The following is a 25,373-nucleotide window of genomic DNA, read 5'->3' as shown; positions in this document are numbered from 1 at the left end:
TATCATCACCCAATTTGAAGGGAGATCACTATGAGCTATAATGTGAAACATTTTGGCGCCATTGGCGACGGACATACACTGGATCATGAGGCAATCCAATCCGCTATCGACGAATGCAGCCAATCCAGCGGTGGTATGGTAGTTGTCCCGCAGGGAACTTATCTTTGCGGAACGATTCATATCAGGTCGAACGTATGTTTACATCTGGAGATGGGCGCCGTTATTCTAGGGGCCGATGATCCGTCCCACTATCCTGAAATTTGCAAGACTCCTTACGGAAACTTACCTGGACAAATTCAAGCTTTGATCTGGGCCGACGAAGTGGAAAACATATCGATTACCGGACAAGGGATCATTGATGGCGGAGGCGCCAGCCCTCTGCCTCCTTCCGTGGCTGCCGGGGTGAAGTTTCGGCCTGCGCTCATGTTTTACCGGGGTTGTAAAAATGCGAAATTTCTGGACATTACTTTGCAGTATTCTTGCTTTTGGACGTTACATCTGATGCGCTGCGAGGATGTTATGGTGCGGGGAGTCACTATCCTCGCCGACATGGGTCGAATCAATACCGACGGGATTGATCCGGACGGCTGCAAAAACGTCATTATCAGCGACTGCAACATCAAAACCGGCGACGATTGCATTGTAATTAAAAGCACGGAAGGTGACGTGTGCGAAAATATTACAGTTACCAACTGTATCCTCAGCTCCCGGCATGCTGCTCTTAAAATCGGAACGGAAGCGATCGGACCGATTCGCAACATCACGTTTAATAACTGCATCATCCATAATACAGATGTGGCGCTTGCGCTTTACATGAAGGATGGCAGTGTGTATGAGAATATGGTAATCAGCAACATGGTCATTGAAGCACGCAATGAATTTCCGATTTTACTGGACATTACTCCCCGTTATTACAAGGAACCGAAGGCTGGACGCATCCGGAACATCACCTTCGATAACATTACCGTAACGGCGAAGGGGCGCTGCTATATCGAAGGAGTTCCTTTGCAGCCCGTGGAGAATGTCCGTTTCCGCAATATCATATGGAACGTATCCGGTCCTTGCAATTTGACGGATCCGACAAAACCGCCGGGAGCCCGACGCGTTGAACTCGATCCGGATCGGATCAACTATGCCGTTCATCCATACCAGTTCATCGCTGTGCATGTTGATGGTTTGCTTCTGAACGATGTCTGCATCCGACATGAACAGTCGGACAGTGTTTCCGACCGGGGTCGCCTGTACGCTGATCATGTCCGCAATTTGACGGTGGACCGTATGGATTCATTTGACCCACCAGCCGGATTGGAGCCGGTGATGATCCGGCAGGATGATGAATCAGGCGAGAAGAGGGCGAAATAGATGAGAAAGAAGAGAATATCAAGCATTTTGCTAATAGTCGCTATGTTAGTAGGTATGATGCCTGAATATGACTTGGGCTCAACGGTCGTGCAAGCGGCAGGGGCGGACAAAATCTATTTGAATGAAAATTTTAACAACAGTACTCATTTTCCGACAGGTCAAGCACCTAATTATGCGGATTGGTCCTCGGCAGGCAATGGCGTAGCGGATACTAATTTCTGGTCAACCACTACGACAGGCGGTTCGGTAACGGTGGAGGATGTACCCGATTCATCCAACAGAAGTGTAAAAATTAACAGGACCAGTACTTCAAGTACGACCAAGGCGGAGTCATCCTTAGATTTTACAAGCCAACCGTTAAAAGGCTTAGTCATTGTAGAAGCCAGCATTATGTCTAGCGGTGCTATGACCGGAACCCAGGTTGCTCCTTATATAACGAATGGGGCCGGCTCGTCCATAGTAAAGATACAATTGAACGGCGGAAAAATAAAGGCCAATAGCGGATCGACCCAGCAAGATGTACAAGCCTTTACTCAAGGCACATGGTATGACCTCAAAATGGTAATCAATACATCCAGCGATATTTATGATCTGTATATTAACGGAATCAGCAAATTAACCGGTCAGGGCCTGGCAGCTGCGTCGGGCGGGTCAGTAGGAAAAGTCACCTTTAAAATGGATACAGGAAACAACACCGGCGCCATTTACTACGACAATGTAAAAGTATATACAACAACGCCTACGGCTGTAGTAACCGGTTTAGCTTTTGATTCGGCTACATATAACGTTTATCAAGGCGATGTTTTTAATGCTGTAGTTCAAGCCGTTTATTCAGATAATAGCAAGCAAGTGTTAACGAGCGGGAATGTCTTTTCATCCTTAAATCCGACAATTGCGTCCGTTGATCCATCAACAGGGGGAGTTACTGCTCGCAATCAGGGTACAACGCAAATCTCGGTTTCAAATAGCGTATACGGCACCCCTGCATCGGCAACGGTGATTGTCAATCCGCTTCCGGCTCTAACGGCACCGACTGGGCTTAGCGCAGGTACAGTGGCGGGCACATTGCTGCAATTGAATTGGTCTGCATCGTCGAATGCGGCCAAATACTATATATACAGGGCAGCTGCAGGAAGCGGGCTGTACAGCAAAGTCGGAGAATCGACAACAACCTCTTTTACGGATAATACCGTAGCGGCAAGCACAGCGTATGATTACATCGTATCGTCGGTATTCACGACTATGGGAGGGCAAGTGATCGAATCGTCTCATAGTCCTAAAGTAAGCGCTGAAACACCAGCGGCATCAGGGTTTATTGTCAATGATGACTTCAACAGCGCAGCAACAGGATCGGTGCCGGACGGGTGGACCAACATTAACTCAGGATCCGGAGCGGTAGCGGTAGCAGAAGTTCCTTCTGCAGCGGACAAGAGCTTAAGCCTATACGTAAAGAACAAAAATGATGCCGCCGAAGCTAACAATACTTTTTCTGGACTCACCGGAAAAGTGGCAATAGAGGCCAAGATTATGACGAATGGGACGCAATTTAGCGTGTCTCCATACATCTACAACAATAAAGACAAGGCTGTCATGAAGTTTGGGCTTAGAAACGGTTATTTCGTTGCCATCGGTGCTTCCCGGCAAATCAATACGCAACCTTTTGTGCCAAACCAGTGGTATAACATTAAAATCATCGTGAATACGAACGCGAATACGTATGATCTTTGGATTGACGGGGTCCAGCAGACGGTGGACAGATCGGACCTGGTAACTCCTTTTGACGGTACAACCAATATTACAAGGGTTATGTTTAAAGCGGATAATAGTGACGCATCCACAAGCTATGTCGATAACGTTAAAGTATATACGCTGCCTCCTGCTCAAATCACAGGAATTAACTTTGACCAACCGGCCTATACCCTTTATGAAGGTGACACTTTTAATGCGAGAGTGAATACGGTTGACACGGACGGAGCCGCTCAGAATGTAACGAGCAGCAGTACGTACACATCTTCAATGCCCAGTGTTGCAGCCATTGACGGGACAGGGAAAATTACGGCTATCCGCGCAGGGACTGCACAGCTGAATGCATTATATACAGTAGGGCAAAGTGTGTACCAGGTCCAGGCCACTGTGACCGTAAACTCTATTTCGGCCCTAACTGTCCCTCAAGGACTTAGCGTAGGGGCTGAATGGAGCACTTCCATAACATTAAACTGGACCCCTGCGGCTAATGTTACGAAATACAGCATCTACAGAGCGAAAGCGGGAGATAGCCGGTACAGCTATGTCGGACAATCTCAGCCCGGCATTGCCGCATATATCGATAACAGCATATCGCCTAACACCGCTTACGATTACAAGGTATCCTCCGCGTATATTACTCCGGGAGGACAAGTGATCGAATCTGTGCAAAGCAGTAAAGTCACTGCCACTAGTGCGGCGCCGCCTGTGAATTTCCCGAAAGCAGCTACGGGTTTTACGGTCAAGGATGACTTTAACCGCGATAAAAAAGGAGATACACCGAATGGCTGGGTAGCAGATACATCCGGCGGTACTGTGAGCGTGCAGGAAGTCCCGTTCCCGGTCGATAAGAGCGTCATGATAACTAAAAGCACTGGAACGAATGCGGCAGCTGCTGCAAGGACGTTCTCATCTTTAAACGGAACAGTGACCATAGAAGCTAAGGTTAAAGCCATGGAGACAGCCGGAACCAAGTACATCCCATACATCTATGACGGTAACGGCAATACGATAGCGGCCATAGCATTCAAAGACGGGAACATTGTATACAACAAAAACGGGTCGTTGACCAATACAGGAGTATCTTTCAATGCGGACAAATGGTACATCGTTAGGGCGGTGATCGATACAGGCGCCAGTAAGTACGATCTTTACATTGACGGAATGAAAAAAGTAGGCGGAATCAGCCTTTTGGCCCCGGCTTCGGATGTAGGGAAAATATCCTTCGGCATCGACGCGGGCAATACCGGCACGCTTTACTTTGACAATGTTAAAGTATACAGCCAGGCAGCCTTCATCGGAGGGCCGCCGGCACCCGTATTCGATGTTAAAAATTACGGTGCCATAGGAGACGGTCTAACGAAGGACACAGCTGCGATACAAGCTGCCATCGAAGAGGCTGCGGGCACTGGCGGGTCGGTTTACTTACATGACGGCATATTCCTTTCAGGGATGATCCAATTAAAGAGCAATATGACACTTTATATTGATCATACGGCAACCTTAAAGGGCAGCTCTTCCACTGCTGATTATCCGGATACGAATCCGCTTACTTACAACACGCAATTAGGCCCTGCAGCCAATTGCAATAAAGCGCTGATTTATGCGGATCATGTGGAAAACGTGACCATTGATGGTGGAGGAACCATCGACGGAAGCGGCGACTCCTTTACCGTAGGCAGCGAACCTACAAGGCCGATGGCTATTTATACTGTACTTAGCAGCAATGTAACCATGCAAAATTTATATATTAAGAAATCCGGCATGTGGACCGTTGTCAATGCGGAAACCGATTATCTGATCATTAGAAATATCTACTTGGATGTGAAGCTTTCAAGCAACAGAGACGGTTTTGATATTGTCGATTCCCATCACGTATTGATTGAAGAGGTGACGGTAAATACCGGGGACGATGCGATATGCATTAAAAGCGGTAAACGCCGTGGAGTTGAGGACGTACTCGTCCGAAATTCCAATGTTACCGCTTCGGGTACAAACGGCTTGAAGTTTGGAACAGCCAGTTACGGGGCGTTTAAAAATGTCCGGTTTGAAGACAACATGGTCAAGGGCGTTAAATATTGCGCCATGTGCGTGGAATCGGTTGACGGAGCAGACGTATCCAACATTACCTTCCAAAGAATTGATGTCCAGGATGCAGGCAACCCATTCTTTGTCATTCTTGCTAAGAGAAGCGACCGTACGACAAAAGACGATAAAGCTAAAAAGGGAACGATGGATACGGTCCGGTTCCAGGATATCATCGGAAAAAATATGAACACGTCCTGGGCTTCTCCGATATCAGGCGCTAACATGTCGGATGGTACCAACTACCGATTAAAAAATATTTATTTCGACAATGTGAATATGACATACAAAGGCGGAATAACGAAAGTGCCTGGAAATCCGCCTGAATATGCGCTCGGACAGTATCCCGAATCGAATATATGGGGAGATCTGCCGGCCTATGGTTATTATGTCAGGCATGCAGATGGAGTACTTTTTACAAACAGCACAACGAATGTATCTCCTTCGGATGCAAGAGAGCCTATAATGATGGTGGATGCGTTCAATTCAACAGGTATCGTGCTGGGTACGACAGGGTACAGCCTCCATGTTGGTGAGTCTCGGAATATTAAAGTTACGCAAAGTTATGAAAACGGAGATACTTTGGACGTAACAGGTTCAAGTACTTTTGCATCATCCGATACAAGTGTAGCGACAGTGGATGCTTCGGGGAAAATAACGGCAGTCCGCGCAGGAAGCTCGGTCATTACAGTTACCAATCGCGTATACGAGGCCGTGGCTAATGTGACCGTTTTGAACGATTTGGTGCTGAGCAGCGATGCTGCATTAAGCAGTCTCATCGTCACTCCAGGTATACTGACACCCTTATTTGATAAGGAAACAACCAATTACACAGCAAATGTCGGTTATGCCATAAGTGCTGTAACCATTGCTCCAACCGCCAATTCCGCTCATGCTGCCATAGCAGTAAACGGAGTTTCGACCGAGTCAGGCGGTAATTACTCGGCGAATCTGAACTTTGGCGCTAACACGATATCCGTCGTTGTAACAGCACAAGACGGTACTACGAAAACGTATATACTTACTATAACCAGAAGGGCTGATAACAGCAGTAACAGGAGCTCCAACAACGAACCGTCCACTCAGACAGTGACAATAGACCCCACAGCTCCCAAAGTCACTAATGTTTCATCTTCTATAAATGTAGATGCAGTGCTGGATAAGTCGACAGGAACGGCAAAAGCGGAAATCTCCGCGGCCGATTTGAAAAATGCATTGGAAAAAGCAGCGGCGGATCATAATGGAGTGAAGACGGTAAAAGTTCAAGTGCCAAAGGTGGACGGTACTAAAGTATATGAACCCGTATTGCCCGCAAGTTATGTAACAAACGGAGATAAGACGCAAAAGATAGCAATTACGACTCCGTTTGCAACGATAGAACTGCCGGGTAATTTACTCAAGCCCTCCGAAGTATCGGCTTCATCAACAATCGCATTTCCTATTGAGTTTGTGGTTAAGGAAACTATCGGGGATAGGCCCATACTGGACCTTCAAATGAAGGTTGACGGTCAGATAGTAAAATACGATAACCCTGAAGCTGCCGTTACGATATCGATACCGTTTAAGCCATCGGATCAGGAAATGAAGGACCCTGAGCATATCATCGTCTTGTATTTGGATGGGGATGGAAATGCGGTGAAGGTGCCGAATGGAAAATATGATACAGCAACGGGAAAGGTTACTTTTAAAACGACGCATTTCGGCAAATATGCCCCCTCTTTCGATTATAAAACTTTTGATGATATAAGCAGCTACGGGTGGGCGAAAAAGCAGATTGAAGTGCTCGCTTCCAAAGGGGTTATCAGCGGAACGTCGGATATTACATTTTCGCCGGCCGAAAGCATTACAAGAGCAGATTTCCTTGTACTTCTGGTGAGAACTCTGGGAATTTCCGCAGACATTGACGGCAACTTCAGCGATGTAAGTAAGTCAGACTATTTCTATCAAGAGCTTGGCATTGCAAGGAAGGTTGGCATAAGCGACGGAATCGGGGAAAACTGGTTTAATCCACAGGATAAAATATCACGGCAGGATATGATTGTGCTTTGCGCAAATGCACTTCAACTGACACTAGGGTCTGGTGAACATGGCAGCACATCCGATCTTGAACCATTTAAAGATAAGTCCGATGTAGCTTCCTATGCAAAGGAAAGTGTCGCTTCCATGGTTAAAGGAGGCATAGTGACAGGAGACGGAAGCCACCTTAACCCTCGTGGTAATACTACAAGAGCAGAAGCAGCAGTGATCATGTACCGAATGTTTAATAAGCAATAAAGGATACGACAGAACAACTGAAGCACATCATGAATCCGGTTCGGATTGATGGTGTGCTTCGTTTTATATTACGAGGTGATCCAAGGCGAAGTGGAGTGGGAATGGTAATAGTACCCATGGGAGGTCCTTTGGCGGTGAAGAGGTTATTGTGTTAAAGGAGAATGCGCCTAGTGAAAGTCCAAACGAGGTAGGGGCTAAGCCGCCCTTACTTTGTTCACGGGCATCAATGGAGGTAAGAGTACGTAAGTAAGTTAAAGAACTTTTGGAGGTAACATATGCAAAGTTATAATAAAACTATATCTCGTATAAAATTAATTCAAATTTACCTGAGTATAGACAGTTGTCGGGTTACCATATTGAATCACTAGCGATCGATGCATTTAAGAACAGACCACAACAAAGGACATATAAGGGAATGATTGAACATTTCCTCAAACATTCAGAAAGAGCTGTTCTTTCGCCTATCAGAGACGGCACAGGGCAGTCAGTTCATGTAGATAACTATCTAGGAAGCAGTAATAGCATTGAGAGAAGGCAAATGTCCCAAGTATTCAAAATTTTACAGAAGAAACAAGGACAAGCTGATTCTTTAAGAAGTTTGGATAAGTGGGCAGATTTGTTTGGGGAGTAGTCAGTCTAAACTTTGAGTTCTACGTCCACACCAATAACCGAGAAGTTGTCTTTACAACAACATCCGACTTTAACCAACTTTTGTGGTGAGGCCTGAGTCGATTTGTTTGCCTTATCCTTCAGTTGATGTTTCAGAAGGTTATTTAGTAACTACATATTATTTTGATTCAAGTTATAGGAACAGGTTATGCCAAAATTTATTACATGAATCCACACTTTATGCCAATTGTCATTACAGCAAGTGCCAAAAAGACATTACAAAACACCCCAAATAGGAGTGTTTTCAATGACAAATTGAATTACAACTCACAATTGGGGAAAATGTAAAAAGACTAAGGAAAATAGATGACCTAAATCAAATTGAATTTGCCAAGTTAATTGGGTCGTTTTTTAATTGATACAGCTTTCGGGAGACCCTGAAATGAAAATAATGATGAAAGAATAATCTTTATCAATGATTTCAAGATTATTAGTTATTTGAGGGGCTTGCTTTGTGGCAGCTTCTATTTGTGTATTAAAGTAACGGGCAGAAGATTGTGGAAATATGCAGGAAACATGCATATTTCATATGAATATTTATGAGATAGATTTCAAATGAAAGAAGTTATGTTATGAAGGTTCGGAGTGGTTTAAAGGGAATCGTCGTAGAAAATAATAGGTTATTGACCATTAAGAAGGATGCCGAAATGTTGGTGCTGGCTTTACATTGCAAGGTGGAGGTCAGGAGATAGGAGATAGTTACTAGAAACTCATTTCTTGAAAATTAATAATGATGATGATATAATTCTCATAAATCAATGTAAGGAGTTGAAAGCATAATGTAGGTATTTCTTGCTAACGATAAAACAGTAAAAGCGATATTTTTCGCGTGTTTTATTTTGTATGCAAGAAAGTTACATTGTCTTTCACTCGAACAATATATCCTTATTTAACTCCATACTGGGGTTGATTAACTGTATTTATTTGAGCTACAAGAATGTAACTTTCTTGTAGCTTTTTATTTTTTTATACAGGAGGATAATTCTATGTCATTAATAAATGTTACAAACCTGACGTTTGCCTATGAAGGAAGTTACGATAACATATTTGAAAACGTAAATTTCCAAATTGATACCGATTGGAAACTAGGGTTTACAGGAAGAAATGGTAGAGGAAAGACAACATTTCTCAATTTGTTGCTTGGTAAATATGAATACAGTGGGTATATTTCGGCTAATGTCAGTTTTGAATATTTCCCTTTCCCTGTCGAGAACAAAGAAAATAATACCATTGATGTCATCAACGACATTTTTCCAGACTATCTTCACTGGCAATTAATGCGCGAGCTTTCCTTGCTAAAGGTTTCTGAGGATGTTTTGTATCGACCATTTGATTCATTGTCTAACGGAGAGCAGACGAAAGTATTGCTTGCTACCTTATTTATTAAGGAAAATAGTTTTCTTTTAATTGATGAACCGACCAATCATCTTGATATGAAAGCAAGAAAACTGGTCAGTAATTATCTCAAGTCGAAAAGTGGATTTATTTTGGTATCACATGACAGATCATTTCTTGATAACTGTGTAGACCACATACTTTCTATCAATAAGACCAACATAGAAATTCAAAAAGGTAATTTTTCAAGTTGGTGGGAAAATAAGATGAGGCAAGATAACTTCGAGCTTGCTGAGAACGAAAAACTTAGAAAAGACATTAAACGATTGTCAGATTCCGCTAAACGGACGGGCAGCTGGTCGCACGAAGTGGAAAAAACAAAGAACGGAACAAGAAATTCTGGTTCTAAAGTTGATAAAGGATATATTGGCCACAAAGCTGCTAAAATGATGAAACGTTCTAAAGCTATTGAGCAAAGGCAACAATTGGCTATTAATGAAAAGTCTAAACTCCTTAAAAATATCGAAAGCTCAGATAGCTTAGAGATTTCGCAGCTTGCTTTTCATAAAAATCAACTTGCTGAACTTGATCATATTTCCATTTTTTACGGTGAGAAGATCGTTTGTGCAGATATAAGTTTTACGATTGACCAAGGTGAACGAATTGCTCTTTCGGGTGAAAATGGCTCTGGAAAATCAAGCATCATTAAACTTATTTGCGGTGAGGATATAAACTATACAGGCACCTTCAGGAAGGACAGCCAGTTGAGAATATCCTACGTCTCCCAGGACACATCCCATCTTCAAGGCAATTTATCTGACTATGCTGCGAACAGTGGGATTGATGAAAGTCTTTTTAAATCGATTTTAAGAAAACTTGATTTTTCCAGAAGTCAATTTGAAAAGGATATTTCATCATTTAGTGGAGGACAAAAGAAAAAAGTATTGATTGCAAAAAGTCTTAGTGAGAATGTTCATTTGCACATTTGGGATGAGCCGCTTAATTTCATTGATATTATTTCACGCATGCAAATTGAAGAGCTACTGCTTGAATACTCACCAACCATTCTTTTTGTCGAGCATGATAGGGAATTTTGCAAACAAATCGCGACAAAGATTGTGGAATTGAAAATCTAGCCATTTCCAGGAGGATGAAAATGATGATTGAAGTTGTAGATGATGGTGTGAGCGGGTTCCCGTCGATTAACTCGGCTCACGTTAAAACAAATCGGTTGCCGGAGGTTTACCCATCTATCGACAGATGCACATAGCGATTAAGACTGCAAACGCATCGTGTTTTTTTCTTGCATAGTTGGTTAATAGCGCGCGGAGGCACTAGCTTCGATTGCCTTTCGCGTTCTCTCCGGCGGTAAGGAGAAACATGAAACCAATATCAAAATATGAAACGATCCGGCGCATGTTTTCAGAATTCAAGCAGCCAACGTATCGATATGCGCAAATTATGGACTCGATTTTTAAGCAAAACATCGGCGAATTCGAACGGATGACCGTGTTGCCCCAGGTTTTGCGTGACGAATTGACCCGTACGCTTGGCCCGTATGTATGCAGCATCGTTCCGGTAAAGGAACTCAATTCGACGCAGGTCAGCAAGGTGCTGTTCGCCATTGCCGGCGGCGAACACGTAGAGGCCGTGAGACTCACGTATGAACGGGGTTGGAAATCGTATTGTATTTCCACCCAGTGCGGCTGCGGGTTCGGATGCAAGTTTTGTGCTACCGGCACCATCGGCCTGAAACGAAATCTGACCGCCGAAGAAATCACCGATCAATTGCTGTACTTTCAATTGAATGGACACGCCTTGGATAGCGTCGCATTCATGGGCATGGGGGAGGCGCTCGCGAACCCTCATATTTTTGACGCGTTGACGATTTTGACCGACCCGCGTCTCTTCGGATTAGGTTATCGGCGAATTACGATTTCCACCATCGGGCTGTTGCCGGGGATTGACAAGCTGACGCGGGATTATCCGCAAGTCAATCTTACTTTCTCGTTGCACTCGCCGTTCGACGATCAGCGAAGCGAGCTTATGCCGATCAACGACCGGTTTCCGGTTCGCGATGTGCTGAATGCATTGGATCGCCATATCCGGCATACAGGGAGAAAAGTGTATATCGCGTATATACTTCTACGAGGGGTCAACGACTCGCCGGTGCATGCGGAAGCGATTGCCGAGTTGTTGCGTGGAAGAGGACCTGGGGAGCATCTCTATCACGTTAACCTGATTCCTTACAATTCGACGGAAGTTACGCCAGAAAACTACTTGCCATCCGATCTTAATCGGATTAAAGCGTTTGTTCGGGTCTTGAAGTCAAAAGATATCAACGTCACGGTCAGAACCCAATTCGGATCGGACATCAACGCGGCATGCGGCCAGCTATACCGAGCCGAATAACCGTGGTTATAGTAAAGGTTGGATTAAGTAAAGCCACCTAGGAAATGTCGGGTGACAAGAACATTATTAAGGGCCGCGTAAAACGCAACGGGCAGAATAATGCAAAAGACTGAATGTTTTCATTCAACAAGCATATTGTCCGAAACAAACATAACCGGCTGCAAACGTCATGCAGTCGGTTTTTGTTTTCCAGCATCAGCGGGAGGTTATTCTGCCAATACCTTTTCAAGCATACCGCACATTGCAGCCCAGCCACGCTTAGCGTTTTCGAGTACATACTCATTCGTAATTCCGGATTGTTCGAGATGAAGGTTCACCTTGCCGTTCCCCAGGTCCTGCAAAGTCCAGGTTACTGTGTTATTCTGTCCTCCGCTGACCCAAGTGTAGGACAACCGATTAGGTTCGTCCAAAATCAGCACTTCGCAGTCAATAACTCCATTCCAACCTTCAACCGGCTGAGTGCGAAACTGAAACCGGTGTCCTACGACGGGTTTAAAATTATTTTCCATGACCCACTTGGCAAGCTTGTTTGAATCAGTCAAGGCGGACCAAACCTTCTCGATCGATGTGTTGAACTGAAAATCCGAGATCAAAGTTTCACTCATTTTTTCTTCATCCTCCAATAATAGTTTCAATCCCAACATGCCTTTGCTCCAAAACTTGTTGTAGGAAGCCACCCAAACCTGAATTTCTGTAAGTGGAGAGGCCTTTAGCCTGAATCGCGTTTCTCTACCGACTTTTCGGTCAAGCACCAGCCCAGCCTCTTTAAGGATTGTCAAATGCTTGGATACCGCTGTGCGGCCCATTTTAAATTGTGCCGTCAATTCATGAAGCGGGATCTCCTCCGCTTCTGCCAACAGATGGATGAGTCGACGTCTGGTTGGATCCGCTATCGCAGCAATCTCGCTCATAACACCCCCTCCTAATATTCTTTCAAGCAAAACTTGGCACCGGCATTCAAACCCAAGAACCCGCAACTTGTCTTGTTGTGACGTTGAGACGATTAAACAGGTTGATTGTAGCAACCGAGAGAATCAGGGCAGCCAAGGCGGTTTCGTCGAAATGCCGGGTTGCTTCATCCCAAATTATGTCTGGTATCGGGTCTTCTCGATCACTGAGCCTGGTTATCGCTTCGGTTAATGCCAGAGCAGCACGTTCGGCGTCCGTAAAGTGCGGTGAATCCCGCCAGGCTGCAACAGCAAATAAGCGATCGTCCGATTCACCAGCCTTCTTGGCATACAATGCACCGGATTCCACGCAAGCGCTGCAACCGTTAATTTGACTCGCGCGCAAGTGTACGAGGTGGAGCGTACTCTCCGATACCGCGCCATTGTGAATGGCCGCATTCAAAGACTGTATCGCCTTCATGGCTTCGGAAATGATCATTGGAGGGTTTTTCATGCGTGCTTGCATAACACCAACTCCTTGTCAGATAAGTTTTACACAGACCACATTGCCGGTTGCTCGAAGCAATTCGATTGTTTTTAGATCGCCGATAATCTCATCACCTCCTTAAAGTTGCGGTTCTTCGGACGCAACGCCCAAGAGACGAGTGCCAGGGCTGTAAAGCCAAGGGTGGCAAAAATATGGTATGCATAAGCCCCGTAGTCCCCTACGAATGCATGTGATGCAGCAGCGCCCGTCATTTCAAAGAAAATACCGGCGTATGCCCATTCTTTAATCCGCTGAAGACTAGGTACGAGGATGGCTATCGCCCCCAGCACTTTCCAAGCCCCGATAATGGTCAGAAAGTACACCGGATACCCCAATATTTCCACCGTCTCGAGTGTCCCCCATTGATTGGTTATATCCCCGATTCCTCCGCTCCCAACAACGAATGCAAGCAGCGCCGTTGTAACCCAATAAGTGATAACTCTTCCCCGGGAATGGGTTTCTTCTTTCGCGGTTGTTTCCGCTCCGACAAACTTGCTCATTTGTTTCCTCCTCACAATCAAAATGGATACCATTTGGTGTCGTGTTTGAGTATAGGATACCATTTGGTGTCTTGTCAATTATTTTTTCATCGCATGAAAACGGTTAATTAGCTAAGGATAGAAGGTGGATGTTTCTTATTGACGGGACTCTATATAGTGTCCTAAAATAAAGGTACCATTTTGTGTAATTTCATTTCATGCGAGGGAGTGGATGATGATGAGCGCAGTTGCACAGACACGGGATGTCTATTATGCCGTGGCCGATCCGACCCGGCGTGAAATCATTCGACTGCTGGCGGATGCGGAAGAATTGCCGCTCAATCGGTTAACTCCGCATTTTGCGATGGGCCGAACCGCAGTCTCCAAGCATTTGACGATTTTGAAGGAAGCCGGCCTCGTGAGTGAGCATAAAGTCGGCCGTGAGACGCGAAACCGTCTCAATCCCGCACCGCTGAAGGAGCTTCAGGATTGGTTGGCGTACTACGAGAAATTTTGGAAACAAAATATGGTTCGTCTGGATCAACTTCTTAAGGAGGAACAGGAATGAAGCAAGATCTGTCACTCGATTTTCAGTTCAAAAGTTCAATCAAGCAGGTGTGGAACGCCTTGACCGACTCCGATAAGCTGGCGAAATGGGTCATGGACAACGATTTCAAACCGATTGTCGGCCACCGTTTTCAGTTCCGAAGGGAACCGGTCGCAGGGTGGGATGGTATCATCCATTGCGAAGTGCTGGAAGTCGTCGAGCCGCACCGTTTGTCATATACTTGGGACAGCGGCGGAGAGAACACTACGATCATCTGGACATTGCAAGAAAATGAAGACGGAAACGTTCATCTGCATCTTGATCAAATCGGCTTCAGCAAAGTTCAAGCGCTCGGAGGCGCAAAATACGGCTGGACGAGCATGTGCGGACAGCTTGAAAAAGTATTGGTTGAATTGTAAAGCAATTCTGATTCAGATATTCTATGCTTTGTTCGCACCAATGGGACAAGCTTGCAATATAATTGTGAGCTTACGAATAATTCAATTGCTTGAACTATCGTTGCCAATATAATCGAATCTTGATATAAAAAAGTGATAAAAGGAGCGATAAAAATGTCCTATATCGTTGATTTTAAAAATGTGTCTACGGTTGGTTTAGAATCTTCACCTGTAGCAGATGCGCTTGCTGGTTTACGAGCGAATGAAGCTCGTTACTTCATGAACAAATACAAGCATGAATTTACGGTGGTACCAGCTAGTGAAAGCCAGGAGACCCTTGATTATGTGAACCGAATTTTGAAAGAAGAACGTGATATTGAGTTTGCGGCCAAACCTTTAGAAACGTCGCGTCTTCAAGTGGAAAATATCAAATGGACCTTCGTCTTTTATGAGGATGGTCTAGCGGTCAACGTCCTGTATACGGTTGATGACCCTAAGAAGCGGGCCGTTGGTTTTAAGCTTTCTGAGGGGATGGAGGTACCAAAGGAGTTAGAAGAGAAGAAGTTTAAGTTTGCTAGACAGAAGTCAAAACTAGCTGGAACAATTCGAGGCACGTTTTTTGTAATAAAGGGAGAACATTAAAAGAAGCAAAACGCAAACATAGCAGTGGATCCGATATTTCGTTCGCAACACCGCGCTACACCACATTGCGCTAACGGGAAACGATAGCACAATAAACAGGGAGCAGATTGCCGCGGCAGCTGCTCCCTGTTTTCATTCAAGTAACGGGCAGTTTAATGCAATGAAGAGATAAAATTACAGATTTTCCGCGATATCTAAATGGCAAATAAATATTATAATAAAGCTATCCTCCAGAGGATGGCCGGCCATGATTGTCACAAATGGTGGCTACGCAGCTAATGCACGTTATCCTAAAAAATGTGTGTTTTTTTATTTTTTAAGCTTCAAAGTCTCGGTCTGGAGAATATCCCGGCTCCTTTCGAAAAAGTTAAAGAGGAACTTGATTTGTTCGTTATCATACTGCTCGAGCATTACTTTCATCGACTGTCCGAACGATTGCAATTGCAACATGATTTCGTTCTCAGCCTTTTTTGTGTGGACCCGGATAATCACTTTTCTGCGATCCTCCTGATCCTTTTCCCGGAAAACATAACCCGCCTTTTCGAGGCGGTCTATGACTCCTGTAACCGTTCCTGTCGTCAGCCCCGTCAAATCCGAAAGCATCCCCGCCGTTATCGGTTGATTTCTCAATATAATGTCCAAGCATTTATGGTCCGTCGAGTTTAACCCGAGCCTTTCGGCCACGGCTTGATGAAACAAAATGGTATCCGTACTAAAATGTCGCAACTGTTCATTGAATATGTAGAGCAGATTTTCCCTTTCGTTTGTTGACACCAGAGGATCCTCCTGTTTATAATTATCTTATCTCGCGAGATAAATCGTTTATTTCGGGAGATAAATTTCATGGGCTCATTATAACACTTTTCGGCTGGCCGAAAAAAGGAGTGTAAGACATGTCCCAAAAATTAACGCAAAATCAAAAAAGCTGGTGGCTCATTTCCCATCTGCTATTTACTGCGATGTGGATTGGAGGAGGCTTTACCCAAATTGTAATGATTGTTCTGATTCACCGGACTTCAAGCGGAGAGTTCCTGTATGCGGCTCATTCTTTCATGCATATTTTTGACCTGGCTCTCATTATTCCAGGCGCATTGGGAGTCGTTATTACGGGGATTGTCCTGTCTGTGCGGACCCATTGGGGGCTAACGAAATATTATTGGATTATTTCTAAAGAAGTGATCGCGTTGATACTTATCGCATCAGGTGGTGTGCTTAACATTTGGGTTCAGGATGCAATTAATATTACGCTAACCGAACGTCTGGACGCTCTTAACAACCCTGCATATTTGCATGACCGGCTTATGCTATTACTTTTCGGTGCAGGCCAATTGATTTTATTGGTAACCGTAGTGTTGATATCGGTCAAAAAACCTTGGGGCAAGCGGAAAAACAAATGGCTCGCCGAAGCTGCGAGCCAATAATCAATTCTTTTAATGGTCTTGGGAATGTCAGTAGTGAATTACCGAATACACAATAGATTGAGCTAACGGAGAACTATAGTTGAGGGGATTGCTTCACGGCGGCAACTCCTCTTTTGTTTATTAAAGTAACGGGCAGTTTAACGCAAAACAGGAGGTTGTTGTAACTTAGCAGCCGTTCTGTAAGGTTAGTTGAAATAGTTTAGAATTGTGTTGAGGACAGACAGACGTAATATAGTAAGAGGGAAACAAAATTTCCTAAAACAAAGGGAGGCAGGAGAACGTGTCGAACATGGACAAGGAGAACCAGGCTCTGGAGAAAGCGAAAATGGTGTATGAAACAGGCGAGATCATAAGAACCGATATCCTGGCGGGCCTGGATGCCGAGCGACGGTCGCTGGGCGTACCGTCTACCAGCGGTGACGTGGTCGTGGATCGCTCCACGGACGGATCGGAGTGCCGGATCGTGTTCGCCAGCCTACCGCCGGAGGAAACCGATAACCTGATCCGCCGGGAGCTGGATGCCGCCGTCTCCGGCGGCTATAACCTGGAGTGGAAGTACTACGGTCACGATACGCCAATCGACCTGCCCGAGCGGCTCGTCGCCGCCGGGTTCGAGGCCGAGGATGAGGAGGAAGTGTTGGTCCTGCCATTGGACGAGGCATCGCTGGCTGCCTTCGGTGACGGCGGCGAACACGAGATCAGGATCGTCCGAGAAGAGCGCGACCTGGTGGACTACGCCGAGGTGTCCCGCGAGATTGGCAGGCACAACGTGGAGGAGGAGCGGCGCGCGCTGGCCCTTAAGTTGAAGGAGAATCCGGACGAGATGAGCATCCACATTGCCTACGTTGACGGCGAGCCCGTCGCCTGTGGGCGGGTCTACTTCCGGCCCGGAGGGCCCTACGCCGAACTAGCCGGGGGTCGCACCAAGACCACACACCGGAGACGGGGACTGTTCACCGCGCTGGTCGCCTCGCGGTTGCAGGAAGCCCGTGATCGCGGCCGGACGCACGCCTTCGTCGACGCGCTGCCGACCTCCGCGCCGATCCTGCGCAAGCAGGGCTTCCAGTTCGTGACTCGGACGCAGCCGTTCGTGTTGGAGCAACCGCGGTGAGCGCCGACGCTGATTGGGCAGAAAAGAGCAAGATGAAGATAACAAATACATCTTTTTTAGATGGATATAAGATGTGAATGGAGTACCTTTTGAGCTAACGAGGAACTACAGCTCAATAAGCAAACAGAACAAGGCTGCCGGCATAGATCGGCAGCTGCGTTGTGATAACGGGCAGTAGTGCGCGAAAATAACTGCTTCTTCCAACTTCCAAAAATAATGTAATATATTGAGGAAGGGGTGAGTTTATGGTTTATAGTGACTCCAACATTATGGATTTTATTAACGTGTTTCTACAACAGGACTTACCTAGTCGAGGTAATGTGGAGACCGTTGTTCTTTGCGGTTCTTATGCATTGGGAAAGGCTACTTGCCACAGTGACGTTGACCTATGTTACATAAGTGAGATTTCAAATTTTCAACGCGAGAGTCTTATTCATCTTGGTCGTGAATTCCAACTAATGATTGCACCTTGGTCCTGGTATGAACATGTCGTTACAGAATTTGAACGAAATGGTACCAATATTGCTACAATTACCGTTATGCTTGCTAGCGGAAAATGTTTAATAGGAAACACTGAAAGGTGGCGAAATTTACAATCGTCAGCCTTGAGTTCCTATCATAATGGTCCTAATCCCCCTTCTACTGAAGAAATCCGAAAAATCCGAGTTCGGATAACTGATTTGTGGGAAGATTTTTGCGACAAAGAGGAGTATCGGGAACGACAATGGCTATCATTAGAAATTCTTCAAAAATGTGTTGAAGCATAATTCATAATACGTAAATGGTGGGCAGTAAAAACGAAATATCAAGTCGATGAATTAAGAGTTCACGATGCTAGTATGGCGAATCTGCTTGATGACTGCCTTGAATCACTCGGTTCAAAAGAAGTATTGGAAGCCATCTGTTCTTATGTTCTTGGGCCTGTTGGTGGATGGATGAAGGATTCATGGAAGGCATAAGACAACTGATTATTAAGCTCCCTCGGTGCTTACTCTATTATACAAAAAAAGGTACCCATAGCCTGAACACTTTTTTCAAAAGTGTCCAGGCTATGGGTACAAGTTTAGGTTTCGGTATACCAAACGGACAAGGATGTTCGAAGGGAAACGCCACCGTCAAGAAATTAAGCCCCTTCCATAGTTTTTCGCAAATTGATACACCGAATCGGCAAATGTTTTTTTCTGTACTTTGAGATAAGTAACAAGAGCCTCTCTGTCTTGAATCGGCACACTCCAATCCCTAGGAATTTCCCGAATCACTTCTTCAATAAGGGATTCCGGTAAAGCAAGGATCTGTTTAATATATGAAGAGAGTATCGATGGATCTTCAAGCATGCCCACAGTCCAAATATGAACGATAGAATCCTTTTTAAACTTATCGTGTTTTTGCAATGTTGCTTTGTTCCATTTGTATCCTCCCGGAAAACATTTTCCGTGATCGATCATATGAATATCATATTTGCCTTCCGGCAGCCGCTCCAGAAGAATGTTACTTTTTGTACGGTCAGAGTTATGCACCCAGTGGTCGAATACGAAAATTCCAGCCAAAACATGATTATTATTGATTTCCGTTTTAGTCGGATGAGGAGGTTCCTTCGAGAGGCCTCTGCAATTGTCAATAAATAGGCTCGCAAATTGTGTGCCCGAGTTGTATTTGGAAGAAAACTTTTTTGGAATATATTGAATCTGCTGCTCTGTCATATTCACCATTTTAAATGGTACTACAGGCAAAGAAAGGTGTTGCCCTAATCTGGCGATCACGAATTCGTTTACCAGTTCCCTTGTTCCGTGGAAATTGTTTTTACATTTTACCGCATAACGGTTTCCATCATTAAATGACAACAAATGTGCGGCTTTTCCAGACAGCGTCTCTAAATATTTTATCGGTTCTAAAGATGTCATCGCTCCGCAACCCTTCTTTAATAGCATCCAACATTACAATATTCAAAAATAATTGAAGAGTATGGACAAAAGGGATATTATTTTTCAATCTTACCGATACTGAAGCGCGGTTAACTATCTCATAAATAAGGTTTAAGGTCATTCCGCTAACGAGGAAGATAGCGGAACAGCGGATGCCGATGCATACGTTTTTTGTTCGCTGAACGGGCAGGATAACGCAGTAATAGTTTGTAGTATCCGTAAAGTAAACTATAAGCCAGTATATAAGAAACAAACGACCACCCGATATTCCAACCGTTGTTGTACTTGATCTTATCTAGAATAAAAATTCTAAGCAAGTCAGGGTCAAAGCTGTGGCAAGAAGTATTAAAAGTTCATGTATTATTTTCAATTTAATGAAATGAATCATGTAGCAACCGGAAACAATTTAATAAAGGACATCTGAACAAAATCACCAGATTTTGTGTGCATCTCTACAAGAAAAACCTGTCCAGAAGCGTACAAAGAGGCCCTATAATTGTTAAAAGGCGTTTAGTCCAAAGAATGCTTACATCCTCACAAAATTAAATGTTTTTGTACATATGTCTATTCTTCTTCGTCGTCTGTCGGATGACAAGAACATAGTCCGAATCAAGTCCGCGTAAATCGCGGGCTTTTTAATTAATCGGATCAAGTTCTTGTCAATCGGCAATGTCAAGAACTTGATCCGATTGCCGACAAGATTAAAAGGGCGCGTTAAACGGGCAGCATAGCGGAGTAAATTAACGGGTTCAAAAGCCTAGCTCTTCAGCCAGGTTTCTGAACCCGTTAATTTACAGATGAGATCCACCGCTTGCATCAATCAATTGACCTGTTACCCAACGGCTGTCCGATGAGGCAAGAAAGGCGGCAATATCCGCCACATCTTCAGGTTCCCCCCACCTGTTGAAGGTTGAAAGACCGGCGGCAAACTTCTGTCCATTGGGGTCTTGCAACGTCCCGGCATTCATTTCTGTATTAATAATGCCAGGTTGGATGGCGTTCACCGTAATATTACGACTTCCAAGTTGCTGAGCCAAGACGTGCGTAAGTGTGTCGACTGCACCCTTCGACATGCTGTAGGCGAAAACACTAGGGGAGGCCACGCGTGTAACAAATGATGAGATATTGATAATGCGGCCTCCATCTTTCAGACGCGGCAAAGCTTGCTGGGTAACAAAAAGCGGCGCTTTGACATTAATGTTCATGACTTCGTCAAAAGATTCTTCCGTCGCCTCTTCTATGGTTACAATTTGACCGATTCCAGCATTATTCACAAGAATATCAAACCGATTATCGCCTGTATGTTCCCGAAGGGCTTCATCCAATTTCGCATATAAATCGCGAATGCCGTTAAGGGCTTTTAAGTCAGCGCCAAGCGTGAATGCGGAACCCCCACTTTGTTGAATCTTATGGACTACTTCCTCTGCTTCATTTTGTCTTTTTGCATAGTGCACTGCGACTAATGCGCCATCCTGTGCCAGACGTAACGCAATGCCACGACCGATCCCCCGGCTTGCACCGGTTACTAAAGCGATTTTACCTTTCAACTTGCTCACGCCATCATCTCCTTGTTTGGGATTCATGTTTAGTTATATCACAAGGTGATGTTTGAAATGTTGCTCTCTCATTCGGAATTTATGTTTGTCGTCAATGAGCCTGCGGGAAACTAAACTAAGGGCAGGATAGTTTAATTTACCATCCTTCGTTAAACTAACGTTCTATTCGGTCGGGCCAGGACTGTGCACATTAGCAATCCATGAGAAAACGGGCATGCTGTTGGATGATAAAATGTAGACATAAAGGAGGCTGCAAATGGAACGTGTAATCCTGATGATGAATGTGCGAGAAAACCAGGGAGGAGAGTCAGTCGCATGGCAAAGATCGTTTTCGCATTGAACCAGTCTCTGGACGGGTTCGTCGACCACATGGTATTTCAGCCCGACCCCGTGCTATTCCGTCATTTCATCGACGACGTGCGCGGCCTGGCGGGTAGCCTGTATGGGCGCAGCATGTACGAGACCATGCGGTATTGGGACGGAGACCATTTTGAATGGGATGCGCCGGAACGGGAATACGCAGCAGCGTGGCAAAGCAAACCGAAGTGGGTGGTGTCGAGGACGTTAAAGTCCGTCGGTCCGAACGCTTCTCTGATCGAGGGCGACCTCGCAGCGGCCATACGTGGGCTGAAGGCTCAGCATGAAGGGGAGATTGAAGTTGCAGGGCCGGAGTTGGCGCACAGTCTAACAGAGCTCGGTCTCGTTGATGAGTATCGACTCTATCTCCATCCAGTCGTGCTGGGTCACGGCAAGCCGTTCTTCGCCGGTCCGCGACCGCCGCTGCGCCTCGTGGCAAGCGATCGAATTGGCGAGCAGGTGATCAGGTTGACCTACGTTCCAGCTTAGTTGTGCGGTTGACCCAGCGGCCTAAAGGGCACGTTACTTTAATAGGGATTCTCCGGCTGTAGCGGCAGTCAGAGGATCCCTTATTCTTTGAAATTTGTTCAGTTATGCGAAATGACATAGAAATCTTATTAAACCCTTTGCTGCCTTATTATTAATGTGTAAAATGACAAGAATATAGTCCGATTAAATTCCGCGAAAATCGCGGTTTTTTTATTTTATCGGAACATATTCTTGTCAAAAATGAATGACAAGAATATGTTCCGATTGCCGATTTATTTGAGTAGGACACGATCACTACTTTAAATTGAAACGTTGTCGTAATCTGACAAGATATCTCTCTACGGCTGAAGTCTTGTTGAAGTATAGTTCATGCTGACAAGCAAAGAGGGACGGGCAGTAGAGCGCGGCGGCAGGAAGTTGCTATCTTCTTCCACTCTTACATTAATTCCTTCGAACCTCCGAAAACCATCGGAACGTTTTGATTATTATCAACAGCATTTTTTGGAAGAATGGCTTGATCCTTACGTAACGTAAGGCTGTATAGTGAGGGTACCGGTAAAAGCTAGCAACCAAAAAAGGGGATGATCATGCTACGAGAATGGAAAGTTGGAGAACTTGCTAAAATGGCAGGACTGACAGTTCAAACATTGCGATTTTATGATCAAATCGGTTTGTTTTCACCATAGGGCCAACAATTGGCATGAGGATTCCGTCGCCAAAAACTCGGAGCCGGACCAGCAATTCGGCGGCCTTCCTTGCATTCGGATGGATAGAGGCGCGCACCTGCTTATCGACGACAATCGTCTAAACCAGTCTCCGAGAGCATTCTACAATAAACTGCAGTTGGATTTGCGCACGAATCCGATTGCCGTCATTGAATCGCCCGATCTGGCTGCCGCATTGGATCATGTCCACTCCAAGGGAGCCATCGCAGACAACGGTCTCGAGTCCAGACAAGGCGTTCAGTTCTTCACGTTTCAGGACCCGGATGGAAACGGATTAATGGTCGTTTAGAAGTAATTCCCAAATAATAGGAGGCAAATACAATGAAAAAAGTAATTTCGAAAGACGGAACCGCCATTGCTTTTGATAAATCCGGGAATGGACCGGCGATCATCCTGGTATGCGCTGCATTTCAAACTCGTACGATGATGTCGCAGCTTGCTTCGCTTCTGTCCCCCCACTTTACTGTGTTCAACTACGATCGTCGGGGTCGAGGGGATAGCGGCGATACGGCGCCGTACGCGGTTGAGCGCGAAGTCGAAGATATCGAAGCTCTCATCAACGAGGCTGGCGGATCGGCATTCGTATTCGGCATGTCTTCCGGTGGAGTCCTTGCCCTCGATGTGGCTCGCAAGCTTGCTATCGCGAAGCTGGCATTGTACGAGCCACCGTTCGTCGTTGACAATACGCGTCCTCCGCTGCCGAAGGGTTACTTACAGCAGCTCGAAGAGCTGACAACGTCGGGCCGTAGAGGCGACGCAGTCGAGTATTTCTTGACAAAGGCAGCAGGCGTTCCTGCCGATTTCGTTGCTCCGATGCGAAGCGCGCCATTCTGGCCGGCGATGGAAGATGTAGCACACACATTGGTCTATGATGGTACCATCATGGGTGACACCATGTCGGGCAACCCATTGCCAGCCGAGCGGTGGTCTTCCGTCTCGATCCCTACACTCGTGGTGGGTGGAGGGACAAGTCCTGAGTACCAGCAAAATGCGGTGAAAGCGCTCGTGGACAGACTCCCCAATGCAAAGTGCCACATCCTGGAAGGTCAGGATCATAACGTGGCTCCGGATTACCTCGCACCCGTTTTGACTGATTTTTTCTCCATGTAAATTAAGGAGATTATAGCAATGAGAAAAATCATTTTACTCATGCACGTATCGCTTGATGGCTTCGTAACAGGACCCAACGGTGAAATGGATTGGATTATCCATACAGAGGAAGAACAGAATTATGTCACCGACTTGCTAAACACCGTAGACACCGGTTTATTTGGACGTGTGACTTATCAAATGATGGAAAGCTTCTGGCCGACTGTGCCCGCGCATCCCGTCTGGTCAAAATCGAACTACCATGCCAAACATGCTGTCTGGATCGAGAAAACAGAGAAAATTGTATTCTCCAAGACGCTGGAAAAGGTGGACTGGAACAATTCCAGACTGGTGAAAGAACATATTGCGGAAGAAATAGCAAAAATGAAACAACAGCCCGGCAAAAACATTGTGATGATCGCCAGTCCCAGCCTTGCGCAAACGTTTATGCAGCTCGGCTTAATTGATGAATATCGGATTAATGTCAATCCTATTGTTGTTGGGGGAGGAAAACCTCTCTTTAAAAATATCAAGGACAGAATCGATCTTACACTTGTGGAAGCCAAAACGTTTAGTTCTGGAGTCGTAGAGCTTGTCTACGGAGTGAGACGAGGTGAGGTGTAGATGAATAAATTGTGGAAATATGCTGGCTGGATAGGGCTCGCTTTGATAGCGCTGATCTTTATTCAGGCGGCGGTCCTTAAACTAATGGGTGTGCAAGCCATGGTAGAAGTCTTCAACAAGCTCGGTTATCCTGCATGGTTTCGTATCGTAGTCGGAATCTTGGAAATTGCCGGAGCGATTGCGCTGCTTATTCGGTCTTCTTCGCGCTACGGCGCGATATTATTGGCGTTGATTATGATCGGAGCAATGATATCATCGCTTGTGAAAGGGGCGGCTGGCGATGCGATCGTTCCAGTTATTATGCTTTTTCTACTTGTATGGATCGCAGTAGTCAGGGGACCTGTCAATTCGCCACATAGCGGAACAACCGCCAGCGAGCAAGGTTAGATAAAAGTCTGCAAACTAAAGGAGTGAACTGTGACCCTTAAAGTGGACGATTGAAAAAAGAACCTTATGCTGTTAAGAGATGACTTATGAATTGATCAGAAGTTATCTTTTTTAATGTCCACGGAATTATAAATAGTCGACGTTTTGACACCGGTTCCGCAGATTCCTCCAGTGTTGTAAAATGACAAGAATAATAATAAGTCGCGTAAATCGCGGCTTTTTTATTTTATGACATCAAGTTCTTGTCACGATGCATAATGGGCGTGTTTCAATTCATTAGTTATTTATGGAATTGACGATTAACCTAACGGA

22 protein-coding genes and 2 pseudogenes are annotated in these 25,373 nt (G+C 45.3%); 17 read left to right on the top strand and 7 right to left on the bottom strand.

Going from position 1 to position 25,373, the window contains the following annotated elements:
• Nucleotides 1-30: 30 nt before the first annotated feature.
• From GC093_RS30680 to GC093_RS30665, 4 genes are all read left to right on the top strand, one after another.
• Nucleotides 31-1,362 carry a glycoside hydrolase family 28 protein gene (locus tag GC093_RS30680; protein ID WP_171655753.1) on the top strand — a complete coding sequence of 444 codons (1,332 nt, stop codon included), beginning with the start codon at nucleotides 31-33 and terminating at the stop codon, nucleotides 1,360-1,362.
• Nucleotides 1,363-7,464, top strand: a complete 6,102-nt coding sequence (locus GC093_RS30675) for an S-layer homology domain-containing protein (RefSeq protein ID WP_171655752.1) — start codon at nucleotides 1,363-1,365, stop codon at nucleotides 7,462-7,464.
• A 1,655-nt stretch (nucleotides 7,465-9,119) separates the two neighbouring features.
• Complete coding sequence (locus GC093_RS30670; RefSeq protein ID WP_171655751.1) at nucleotides 9,120-10,604, top strand: Lsa family ABC-F type ribosomal protection protein; 1,485 nt, start codon at nucleotides 9,120-9,122, stop codon at nucleotides 10,602-10,604.
• A gap of 244 nt (nucleotides 10,605-10,848) precedes the next feature.
• Nucleotides 10,849-11,880 (top strand): Cfr family 23S rRNA (adenine(2503)-C(8))-methyltransferase, encoded by a 1,032-nt coding sequence (locus GC093_RS30665; protein WP_171655750.1) that lies wholly within the window; start codon nucleotides 10,849-10,851, stop codon nucleotides 11,878-11,880.
• 206 nt (nucleotides 11,881-12,086) lie between these two features.
• On the opposite strand, the gene GC093_RS36210 is transcribed toward GC093_RS30665, so the two are convergent.
• The 4 genes and pseudogenes from GC093_RS36210 to GC093_RS30650 all read right to left on the bottom strand — a co-directional run bounded on the left by GC093_RS36210 (nucleotide 12,087) and on the right by GC093_RS30650 (nucleotide 13,814).
• On the bottom strand, nucleotides 12,087-12,485 hold the full coding sequence (locus tag GC093_RS36210; protein ID WP_246315717.1) for an SRPBCC family protein: 399 nt from the start codon (nucleotides 12,483-12,485) through the stop codon (nucleotides 12,087-12,089).
• Nucleotides 12,486-12,791, bottom strand: a pseudogene (locus GC093_RS36205) (ArsR/SmtB family transcription factor); the annotation flags it as partial.
• 46 nt (nucleotides 12,792-12,837) lie between these two features.
• Nucleotides 12,838-13,293: a carboxymuconolactone decarboxylase family protein gene (locus tag GC093_RS30655; protein WP_171655748.1), complete on the bottom strand. Its 456-nt coding sequence runs from the start codon at nucleotides 13,291-13,293 to the stop codon at nucleotides 12,838-12,840.
• Between the two features lie 71 nt (nucleotides 13,294-13,364).
• Entirely contained in the window at nucleotides 13,365-13,814 is a 450-nt protein-coding gene (locus GC093_RS30650; RefSeq protein ID WP_171655747.1) for a DoxX family protein, read from the bottom strand.
• Between the two features lie 217 nt (nucleotides 13,815-14,031).
• Here GC093_RS30650 and GC093_RS30645 point away from each other — a divergent pair, with 217 nt between their 5' ends.
• The 3 genes from GC093_RS30645 to GC093_RS30635 all read left to right on the top strand — a co-directional run bounded on the left by GC093_RS30645 (nucleotide 14,032) and on the right by GC093_RS30635 (nucleotide 15,380).
• Nucleotides 14,032-14,361 carry an ArsR/SmtB family transcription factor gene (locus tag GC093_RS30645; protein ID WP_171655746.1) on the top strand — a complete coding sequence of 110 codons (330 nt, stop codon included), beginning with the start codon at nucleotides 14,032-14,034 and terminating at the stop codon, nucleotides 14,359-14,361.
• Nucleotides 14,358-14,759, top strand: a complete 402-nt coding sequence (locus GC093_RS30640) for an SRPBCC family protein (protein WP_171655745.1) — start codon at nucleotides 14,358-14,360, stop codon at nucleotides 14,757-14,759. The genes GC093_RS30645 and GC093_RS30640 overlap by 4 nt, the downstream gene beginning before the upstream one ends.
• Nucleotides 14,760-14,912: 153 nt before the next feature.
• Entirely contained in the window at nucleotides 14,913-15,380 is a 468-nt protein-coding gene (locus GC093_RS30635; protein WP_171655744.1) for a DUF8821 family protein, read from the top strand.
• Between the two features lie 309 nt (nucleotides 15,381-15,689).
• On the opposite strand, the gene GC093_RS30630 is transcribed toward GC093_RS30635, so the two are convergent.
• Nucleotides 15,690-16,154: a MarR family winged helix-turn-helix transcriptional regulator gene (locus tag GC093_RS30630; protein ID WP_171655743.1), complete on the bottom strand. Its 465-nt coding sequence runs from the start codon at nucleotides 16,152-16,154 to the stop codon at nucleotides 15,690-15,692.
• Nucleotides 16,155-16,273: 119 nt separating this feature from the next.
• Between GC093_RS30630 and GC093_RS30625 the strand changes: the two genes are divergently transcribed.
• The 3 genes from GC093_RS30625 (at nucleotide 16,274) to GC093_RS30615 (ending at nucleotide 18,679) form a co-directional block, all read left to right on the top strand.
• A complete protein-coding gene (locus GC093_RS30625) occupies nucleotides 16,274-16,801 on the top strand; it encodes a hypothetical protein (protein WP_171655742.1) in 528 nt (175 codons plus the stop codon).
• Between the two features lie 289 nt (nucleotides 16,802-17,090).
• The gene (locus tag GC093_RS30620) at nucleotides 17,091-17,912 is read left to right on the top strand and encodes a GNAT family N-acetyltransferase (RefSeq protein WP_246315713.1); all 822 of its coding nucleotides are present in this window, start codon (nucleotides 17,091-17,093) and stop codon (nucleotides 17,910-17,912) included.
• A 269-nt stretch (nucleotides 17,913-18,181) separates the two neighbouring features.
• Nucleotides 18,182-18,679 carry a nucleotidyltransferase domain-containing protein gene (locus GC093_RS30615; protein ID WP_171655741.1) on the top strand — a complete coding sequence of 166 codons (498 nt, stop codon included), beginning with the start codon at nucleotides 18,182-18,184 and terminating at the stop codon, nucleotides 18,677-18,679.
• A gap of 348 nt (nucleotides 18,680-19,027) precedes the next feature.
• On the opposite strand, the gene GC093_RS30610 is transcribed toward GC093_RS30615, so the two are convergent.
• Both GC093_RS30610 and GC093_RS30605 read right to left on the bottom strand, forming a co-directional pair.
• On the bottom strand, nucleotides 19,028-19,813 hold the full coding sequence (locus GC093_RS30610) for a HipA family kinase (protein WP_171655740.1): 786 nt from the start codon (nucleotides 19,811-19,813) through the stop codon (nucleotides 19,028-19,030).
• Between the two features lie 812 nt (nucleotides 19,814-20,625).
• A complete protein-coding gene (locus GC093_RS30605) occupies nucleotides 20,626-21,390 on the bottom strand; it encodes an SDR family oxidoreductase (RefSeq protein WP_171655739.1) in 765 nt (254 codons plus the stop codon).
• 315 nt (nucleotides 21,391-21,705) lie between these two features.
• Between GC093_RS30605 and GC093_RS30600 the strand changes: the two genes are divergently transcribed.
• From GC093_RS30600 to GC093_RS30570, 7 genes and pseudogenes are all read left to right on the top strand, one after another.
• Complete coding sequence (locus tag GC093_RS30600; protein ID WP_171655738.1) at nucleotides 21,706-22,236, top strand: dihydrofolate reductase family protein; 531 nt, start codon at nucleotides 21,706-21,708, stop codon at nucleotides 22,234-22,236.
• A 369-nt stretch (nucleotides 22,237-22,605) separates the two neighbouring features.
• Entirely contained in the window at nucleotides 22,606-22,770 is a 165-nt protein-coding gene (locus tag GC093_RS30595; RefSeq protein WP_171655737.1) for a hypothetical protein, read from the top strand.
• Nucleotides 22,771-22,823: 53 nt separating this feature from the next.
• Nucleotides 22,824-22,919: pseudogene (locus GC093_RS30590) on the top strand (MerR family DNA-binding transcriptional regulator); the annotation flags it as partial.
• The gene (locus GC093_RS30585) at nucleotides 22,894-23,250 is read left to right on the top strand and encodes a VOC family protein (RefSeq protein ID WP_171655735.1); all 357 of its coding nucleotides are present in this window, start codon (nucleotides 22,894-22,896) and stop codon (nucleotides 23,248-23,250) included. The pseudogene GC093_RS30590 and the gene GC093_RS30585, both read left to right, overlap by 26 nt.
• Nucleotides 23,251-23,282: 32 nt before the next feature.
• Complete coding sequence (locus tag GC093_RS30580; RefSeq protein WP_171655734.1) at nucleotides 23,283-24,071, top strand: alpha/beta fold hydrolase; 789 nt, start codon at nucleotides 23,283-23,285, stop codon at nucleotides 24,069-24,071.
• Between the two features lie 18 nt (nucleotides 24,072-24,089).
• A complete protein-coding gene (locus GC093_RS30575; RefSeq protein WP_171655733.1) occupies nucleotides 24,090-24,674 on the top strand; it encodes a dihydrofolate reductase family protein in 585 nt (194 codons plus the stop codon).
• Nucleotides 24,675-25,061, top strand: a complete 387-nt coding sequence (locus GC093_RS30570) for a DoxX family protein (RefSeq protein WP_171655732.1) — start codon at nucleotides 24,675-24,677, stop codon at nucleotides 25,059-25,061. It abuts the gene before it with no gap.
• Nucleotides 25,062-25,373 lie beyond the last annotated feature (312 nt).

It is taken from the genome of Paenibacillus foliorum, assembly GCF_013141765.1.
Taxonomy (GTDB): Bacteria; Bacillota; Bacilli; order Paenibacillales; family NBRC-103111; genus Paenibacillus_S; species Paenibacillus_S foliorum.
Note: the sequence above shows the minus strand (reverse complement) of the source record. Positions and strands in the feature narration are given on the sequence as shown.

Excerpts from the sequence above, each read along its gene's own strand:
- GC093_RS30680 (WP_171655753.1), top strand. The coding sequence starts at position 31 with ATGAGCTATAATGTGAAACATTTTGGCGCCATTGGCGACGGACATACA.
- GC093_RS30675 (WP_171655752.1), top strand. The coding sequence starts at position 1,363 with ATGAGAAAGAAGAGAATATCAAGCATTTTGCTAATAGTCGCTATGTTA.
- GC093_RS30670 (WP_171655751.1), top strand. The coding sequence starts at position 9,120 with ATGTCATTAATAAATGTTACAAACCTGACGTTTGCCTATGAAGGAAGT.
- GC093_RS30665 (WP_171655750.1), top strand. The coding sequence starts at position 10,849 with ATGAAACCAATATCAAAATATGAAACGATCCGGCGCATGTTTTCAGAA.
- GC093_RS36210 (WP_246315717.1), bottom strand. The coding sequence starts at position 12,485 with ATGAGTGAAACTTTGATCTCGGATTTTCAGTTCAACACATCGATCGAG.
- GC093_RS30655 (WP_171655748.1), bottom strand. The coding sequence starts at position 13,293 with ATGCAAGCACGCATGAAAAACCCTCCAATGATCATTTCCGAAGCCATG.
- GC093_RS30650 (WP_171655747.1), bottom strand. The coding sequence starts at position 13,814 with ATGAGCAAGTTTGTCGGAGCGGAAACAACCGCGAAAGAAGAAACCCAT.
- GC093_RS30645 (WP_171655746.1), top strand. The coding sequence starts at position 14,032 with ATGAGCGCAGTTGCACAGACACGGGATGTCTATTATGCCGTGGCCGAT.
- GC093_RS30640 (WP_171655745.1), top strand. The coding sequence starts at position 14,358 with ATGAAGCAAGATCTGTCACTCGATTTTCAGTTCAAAAGTTCAATCAAG.
- GC093_RS30635 (WP_171655744.1), top strand. The coding sequence starts at position 14,913 with ATGTCCTATATCGTTGATTTTAAAAATGTGTCTACGGTTGGTTTAGAA.
- GC093_RS30625 (WP_171655742.1), top strand. The coding sequence starts at position 16,274 with ATGTCCCAAAAATTAACGCAAAATCAAAAAAGCTGGTGGCTCATTTCC.
- GC093_RS30620 (WP_246315713.1), top strand. The coding sequence starts at position 17,091 with ATGGACAAGGAGAACCAGGCTCTGGAGAAAGCGAAAATGGTGTATGAA.
- GC093_RS30615 (WP_171655741.1), top strand. The coding sequence starts at position 18,182 with ATGGATTTTATTAACGTGTTTCTACAACAGGACTTACCTAGTCGAGGT.
- GC093_RS30610 (WP_171655740.1), bottom strand. The coding sequence starts at position 19,813 with ATGACATCTTTAGAACCGATAAAATATTTAGAGACGCTGTCTGGAAAA.
- GC093_RS30600 (WP_171655738.1), top strand. The coding sequence starts at position 21,706 with ATGGCAAAGATCGTTTTCGCATTGAACCAGTCTCTGGACGGGTTCGTC.
- GC093_RS30595 (WP_171655737.1), top strand. The coding sequence starts at position 22,606 with ATGCTGACAAGCAAAGAGGGACGGGCAGTAGAGCGCGGCGGCAGGAAG.
- GC093_RS30585 (WP_171655735.1), top strand. The coding sequence starts at position 22,894 with ATGATCAAATCGGTTTGTTTTCACCATAGGGCCAACAATTGGCATGAG.
- GC093_RS30580 (WP_171655734.1), top strand. The coding sequence starts at position 23,283 with ATGAAAAAAGTAATTTCGAAAGACGGAACCGCCATTGCTTTTGATAAA.
- GC093_RS30575 (WP_171655733.1), top strand. The coding sequence starts at position 24,090 with ATGAGAAAAATCATTTTACTCATGCACGTATCGCTTGATGGCTTCGTA.
- GC093_RS30570 (WP_171655732.1), top strand. The coding sequence starts at position 24,675 with ATGAATAAATTGTGGAAATATGCTGGCTGGATAGGGCTCGCTTTGATA.